Below are 5,349 nucleotides of genomic sequence, written 5' to 3' on the forward strand. Positions count from 1 at the left end.
GGGCGCGGTCGGCGCGCCGGGGGCGGACTCGGCGTCCGGGTGCTGCGGATTGCGGACCCAGCCGCCGGCGCCGCCGCGCGCGGTCGGGTCCCAGACCGCCGGAGCGGTGTTGTGCTGGTCCGTCATGTGCCGCTAGCCCCCACCGTCCGCCGATGCGCCGCGCTCTGCCTGGCGCCGTGCTCTGCCTGGTCCCGTGCTCTGCCTGGTGCCGCGCGGACACCGTACCGTTCGAGCCCCGCCCGACGGCCCCGGCACGACGTTAGAGCATCCTGGCCGGGCGGTGGGGGCGATCCCGCGGCTGCCCGGTCCGTTACGCGGCGGCCCGGCGCAGGACGCGCAGCGAGCCGGTCACCGAGACCTCCTCGAAGCCCTCGGCCAGCGCCCGCAGGTACACCCGGTACGGCGCCTGGCCGCCGTCCGCCGGATCCGGGAACACGTCGTGCACCACCAGCAGGCCCTCCGGCGCCAGGTGCGGCGCCCAGCCCTCGTAGTCGCCGGTCGCGTGCTCGTCGGTGTGCCCGCCGTCGATGAACACCAGGGCCAGCGGCCGGCCCCACAGCGCGGCGATCTGCGGCGAGCGGCCGACCAGCGCGACCACGTGCTCCTCCAGCCCGGCGGCGTGCAGGGTGCGGCGGAACCGGGGCAGGGTGTCCATCCGCCCGACCTCCGGGTCCACCAGGGTCGGGTCGTGGTACTCCCAGCCGGGCTGCTGCTCCTCCGAGCCGCGGTGGTGGTCCACGGTCAGCGCCACCGTCCCGGCCTCCCGCGCCGCGGCGGCCAGCAGCACCGCCGAGCGGCCGCAGTAGGTGCCGATCTCCAGCACCGGCAGCCCGGTGCGCCGCGCCGCCGCCACCGCCGCCCCGTACAGCGCGAGGCCCTCGTCCACCGGCATGAACCCGGTGGCCGCCTCGAACGCCGCCAGTACCTCCGGCGCCGGTCGGGCGCCCTCCAGCAGGTCGGACATGCGGTGCTCCTCGGGCTCGGACGACGGACGGGACGTGCTCGGACCCTACTCGACGGTAGCGGGCCGGCCGCCGTCCCCCTCCTGCCCCACCTGCCCGTTCGGCCGTTCTGGAACGCGTTCTCGTCGGGTGCCGGCGGCCGTGCCAGAATCGGCCCGACCCTTGACCCGAGGCACACCGGGAGCAGCCCCATGCGCGCAGCCGTCCTGCACAAGACCGGCCAGGACACCCTCGACGTCCGCGAGGACGTCACGGCGGTCGGCTTCGGACCGGGCACCGTGCGGGTCCGGATGCGCGCCGCCAGCCTCTGCCACTCGGACCTCTCCGCGATGAACGGCGTACTGCCGCAGCCCGCGCCGTTCGTCCCCGGGCACGAGGGGGCCGGCGACGTCGTCGAGGTCGGCGAGGGCGTGAGCGGCGTCGAGCCCGGGGACCGTGTGGTGCTCTGCTGGATGGCCCCCTGCGGCCGCTGCGCCCACTGCGAGCGCGGCCGCGGCCACCTCTGCATCGCCAGCCTGCGGCGGCTCGGCGCCCCCGGCTTCCGGCTCGCCGGCGACGGCACCGAGGCCTCCGGCTTCTACGGCACCGGTGCCTTCGCCGAGGAGGTGGTGGTCACCGCCGACTCCGTGATCAAGGTGCCGGCCGACCTGCCGTACGAGGCCGCCGCGCTCATCGGCTGCGGGGTGACCACCGGCATCGGCGCCGCCGTCAACACCGCCCGGGTCGAGCCCGGCTCCTCGGTCGCGGTGATCGGCGCGGGCGGGGTCGGCGTGGCCACCGTCCAGGGCGCCCGGGTCTGCGGCGCCGCCCGGATCACCGTCGTCGACCCGGTGGTCTCCCGCCGCGAACGGGCGCTCGCCTTCGGCGCCACCGAGGCGATCGCCCCCGAGGAACTCAAGCCCTTCGCCAAGGGCCTGCCCGGCGGCGGCTTCGACTACGTCTTCGAAGCGGTCGGCCGCGCGGCCACCGTCCGGGCCGGCTACGACGCGGCCCGGCGCGGCGGCGCGGTCGTCGTCATCGGCGCTGGCGCCCAGGACGACCTCGCCCAATTCACCATGGGGGAACTGTTCTTCAACGAGAAGCGGCTGCTGCCCTCGCTGTACGGCGGGGCGCCGGTGGCGCGCACCATCGGCCTCGTCGTCGACCTGTGGCGGGCCGGGCGGATCGACCTCGACGGCATGATCACCCACCGGGTCGGGCTCGCCGACGTGAACCGGGCCATCGAGCAGATGCGCAGCGGCGAGGCACTGCGGACGGTGGTCTCGCTGGACTCGTGACCGACGCGCGAGGGCCCGCCGGGGTGTGTGCCCCCGGCGGGCCCTCGCGGTTCTGATCCGCCGGGCTCAGCCCCGGGCGCCGCCCGCGCGGTGCCGGCCGTGCGGGCCCGACCCGGGGGAGTCGTCGGCGGCGGAGCCACCCCGGTGGCGGCCGTGCGACGCGGCGTCCTCGGCCGTCATCTCGTCGGCGTCGGTCCCGTTGACCGCGGGTCCGGTGGTGTCGGTGAGGGTGTCGGACATGAGAGATCGTCTTCCGTGCGAGGGTGCAGGTCATCGGCGCCCGTCCGGCGCCTGCGGCACACGGTCGGGTCCCCGATCGGGCGCCCGGTACGCGCCCACAGCCGGTGATCGCGGCCCGTGCCCCGGCCACCATAACGGCCGGGACCGACGAGATCCTATCGACCTCATGAGGCGAGCCCCGCCCCGCCCGGCGGCGTCGAACCCAACCAGTGGCCCACGAGTTCGCGGTGGAACGGCGACAGCACCTGCAGATCGCCGTGCCGCGCCGACACCCCCCGCCTTGCCGTCCAACACCAGCACCCGGTCCGCCCGCACCGGGGGTGGTGCCCCGGGCCGTGACGGGCCCGGGAGTCTGGGAACTGCGAGGGATCCGTCAACGGATCCGAGAGAGCCCGCAGCGGATCCACTGGGGATCCGCTGGGGATCCGGGGGCGTCGGGCGGGTCAGCCCGGCCGGCCGGTCCGCAGGAACGCGGCCAGCAGTTCGTGCAGCACCGCGGCGCCCTCCTCGGCCAGTACCTCGTGCCCGGAGCCGGCCGCCTCCACGTACCGGAAGTCCGTGCCCTCGACCCGTCCGATCCGTAGCAACTCGTGGCGCAGCGAACGGGATTGGCTCACCGGTACGACCTCGTCCCGGTTGCCGTGCACCACCAGCAGCGGTGCGCTCAGCCGGTGGGCGAGCTGGAGCACGTCGCGCGGTCCGCGGGCGTCCAGGATCGGTTCGCCGCCGCCGAGCCGGGTGGTCAACGCCCGTACGGGGGTGGCCGCTTCGGCCAGCAGTCGGGCGCCGGACAGGAACGGTGCGACCACCGCGCAGCGGGCGACCTGCTCGGCCGGTGCGTGCGCGGCCGCCAGGAGCGCCAGGAACGCGCCGTAGCTCACCCCGAACAGGGCGGGTGGTTCCAGGCCGAGCGCGGCCCGTTGGCCGGCGATGCCTTCCAGCAGGTACAGCACGTCGTCCAGGTCGGGTCCGCCCCAGGCGCCGCGGATGGCCAGTGCGTGCGGCACCCCGTAGCCGGTGGAGCCGCGTTGGTTGGGGGCGACCACGGCCAGGCCCTCGGCGGCCATCCGCTGGAGGGCCGGGTCGAACTCCAGCCGCCAGGCGTCGGCCGGGCCGCCGTGCAGGGCGAGCACCAGGTGCGGGCTGCTCAGCCAGGCGTCCCCGCCGTACACCACGGCCTCCAACGGGCCGGCCGGTCCGGCGAGTTCGAGGCTCTGCGCGGGCTGCCAGCGGCCGCCGTCGCCGGGTGGGGTGCTGCCGTCCAGGCGCCAGCCGGCGGGCTGGGTGCGGGGGGCGCGCTGCGCGCCGGGCTGCCAGGGCAGGGCGGTGTCCCGCCACGGGCCGGGCAGCCCCGAGCCCAGGGGCGCGAGTTGGAGCGGCAGTGGAATCGGGGTGGAGCTGGTCGGGGCCGGGCCGTGGGCCAGCAGGGCGTCCACGTCCAGGGTGGCCAGTGCCGCCGGGTGGTCGGGTGAGGAGTACGGGAGCCGCAGCCCCGCTCCGTCCCAGTGGCCGACCGCGCCGAGCCGCCCGGGCGGGACGGGCAGCGGGTCCAGTCGCCCGACGGCGGGCCGCCACAGGGCGAGCGCCGACCCGGCGCCGTGGTCGATCTGCACCGCGACCCGGGGGCCGTCCGCCGCCTGCCGCAGCGCGACCGGGCGCAGGACCATGCCCGTGACGTGCAGGCATTCCGGGAACCGCAGCGGCTCCCCGCCGCCCAGCACGCCCCAGCCGAGCCGGTCGGTGCCGGGTGCGTCGCTGCGCACCATCGCGAAGCGGCTGTCCGGGTCGAACAGCACCAGCCGGTCGTTGCTGTGCTCGCCGATCTCCAGCAGCGGGGTGGTGGTGCCGCTGCGCAGGTCCAGGGCGACGCTGCGGACGAGCCCGCCGGCCACCCGGTCCAGCGCGAGCAGCGCGCCCGCGTGGTCCAGCCAGGCGCCGCCGCCGTGCAGGCCGGGGATCTCGGCGACCTGGACGGGCTCGCTGCCGTCGGCCCGGACCAGCCAGGCTTTGGTCGCCGGGCGGGTGTCGGTGCCGAGGGCGATCGCCACCGGGCTGTGCGGGTCGGCGCCGGGTGGTACGGGGAGCGGCAGCAGCCGCAGTCCGGGCATCCGGAGTATGGTCAACTGCTGTTCCACGGTGCCGTTCTCGCCGTACGAGAGGCGGACCAGGTCGTGCCGTTCGCCGTCGTGCCGGCAGACCAGGACCGAACCGTCGGGCAGGGCGACCAGCTGTGAGCGCAGTTGCTCCGACCGGTTGCCGGACAGCGGCAGCGCGGTCGGCGCGGCCGGCGAGCCGTCTGCGGGAAGCCGCCAACTCTCCACGTACCAGCCGCTGTCGGCGGCCGCGGCCAGGCAGGCCGCGTGGCCGCCGTCGGCGGAGAAGGAGAAGCTCAGCCGGCGCAGTGCCCGGGTGGTGGTGCGGGTGGCCACGTTCATGCCTCGCTCACCCCGGTGGTGCGGAACGGGAGTTGACGAATGCCAGGGGAGACCGGGTCCAGCCGGAGCCGGGGGCCGCCGTGACGGAGTCGGAGCAGTAAGGCCAACGGCCCTGCGGTGCCGGTGCCGTAGGCCGCGGCGCAGCCCGTACCCGTCTCGTCGGGGAGGGTCGGCAGGCCGTCGCGCAGGGCGGCGCGGGCGGCGATCAGGCGGCCCGACTCGTGGGCCCCGGCGAGGAATTCGGGATCGTCGGTGGCCTCGGCGAGGTCCAGCAGGTACTCGCCGTCGCCGGCCAGGCCGTGGCAGGCGCTCACCCCGCTGTGCCAGCGGCCGGCCGGTACGGCGCGAGCGGCGGCCCGGGCGAGGTCGAGCGCGTCGGTGTCGCCGGCGGCGCGCCACAGCGGAGCGACGACGGCGGACGCGGTCGCGGGCCGC

At 76.5% G+C, this 5,349-nt stretch carries 5 protein-coding genes; 1 reads left to right on the forward strand and 4 read right to left on the reverse strand.

All coding sequences use genetic code 11. From position 1 onward, the window contains the following. Positions 1-310: 310 nt before the first annotated feature. Positions 311-964: a class I SAM-dependent methyltransferase gene (locus tag BG452_RS29170; RefSeq protein WP_188307351.1), complete on the reverse strand. Its 654-nt coding sequence runs from the start codon at positions 962-964 to the stop codon at positions 311-313. 189 nt (positions 965-1,153) lie between these two features. On the opposite strand from BG452_RS29170, the gene BG452_RS29175 reads away from it, so the two are divergent. Then, positions 1,154-2,239, forward strand: a complete 1,086-nt coding sequence (locus BG452_RS29175) for a Zn-dependent alcohol dehydrogenase (RefSeq protein ID WP_188307352.1) — start codon at positions 1,154-1,156, stop codon at positions 2,237-2,239. Positions 2,240-2,305: 66 nt separating this feature from the next. Here the strand turns inward: BG452_RS29175 and BG452_RS29180 are convergent, their stop codons facing one another. The 3 genes from BG452_RS29180 to BG452_RS29190 form a co-directional block, all read right to left on the reverse strand. Beyond that, the gene (locus BG452_RS29180) at positions 2,306-2,479 is read right to left on the reverse strand and encodes a hypothetical protein (protein ID WP_188307354.1); all 174 of its coding nucleotides are present in this window, start codon (positions 2,477-2,479) and stop codon (positions 2,306-2,308) included. Between the two features lie 443 nt (positions 2,480-2,922). Further along, positions 2,923-4,914 (reverse strand): S9 family peptidase, encoded by a 1,992-nt coding sequence (locus BG452_RS29185; protein ID WP_188307353.1) that lies wholly within the window; start codon positions 4,912-4,914, stop codon positions 2,923-2,925. Then, positions 4,911-5,349 (reverse strand): lanthionine synthetase LanC family protein (locus BG452_RS29190; protein WP_317621280.1); only part of this gene is annotated, 439 nt, incomplete at its 5' end. The genes BG452_RS29190 and BG452_RS29185, both read right to left, overlap by 4 nt.

This window comes from Streptomyces sp. CBMA123, from assembly GCF_014596465.1.
Lineage (GTDB): Bacteria > Actinomycetota > Actinomycetes > Streptomycetales > Streptomycetaceae > Kitasatospora.

Excerpts from the sequence above, each read along its gene's own strand:
- BG452_RS29170 (WP_188307351.1), bottom strand. The coding sequence starts at position 964 with ATGTCCGACCTGCTGGAGGGCGCCCGACCGGCGCCGGAGGTACTGGCG.
- BG452_RS29180 (WP_188307354.1), bottom strand. The coding sequence starts at position 2,479 with ATGTCCGACACCCTCACCGACACCACCGGACCCGCGGTCAACGGGACC.
- BG452_RS29185 (WP_188307353.1), bottom strand. The coding sequence starts at position 4,914 with ATGAACGTGGCCACCCGCACCACCACCCGGGCACTGCGCCGGCTGAGC.
- BG452_RS29175 (WP_188307352.1), top strand. The coding sequence starts at position 1,154 with ATGCGCGCAGCCGTCCTGCACAAGACCGGCCAGGACACCCTCGACGTC.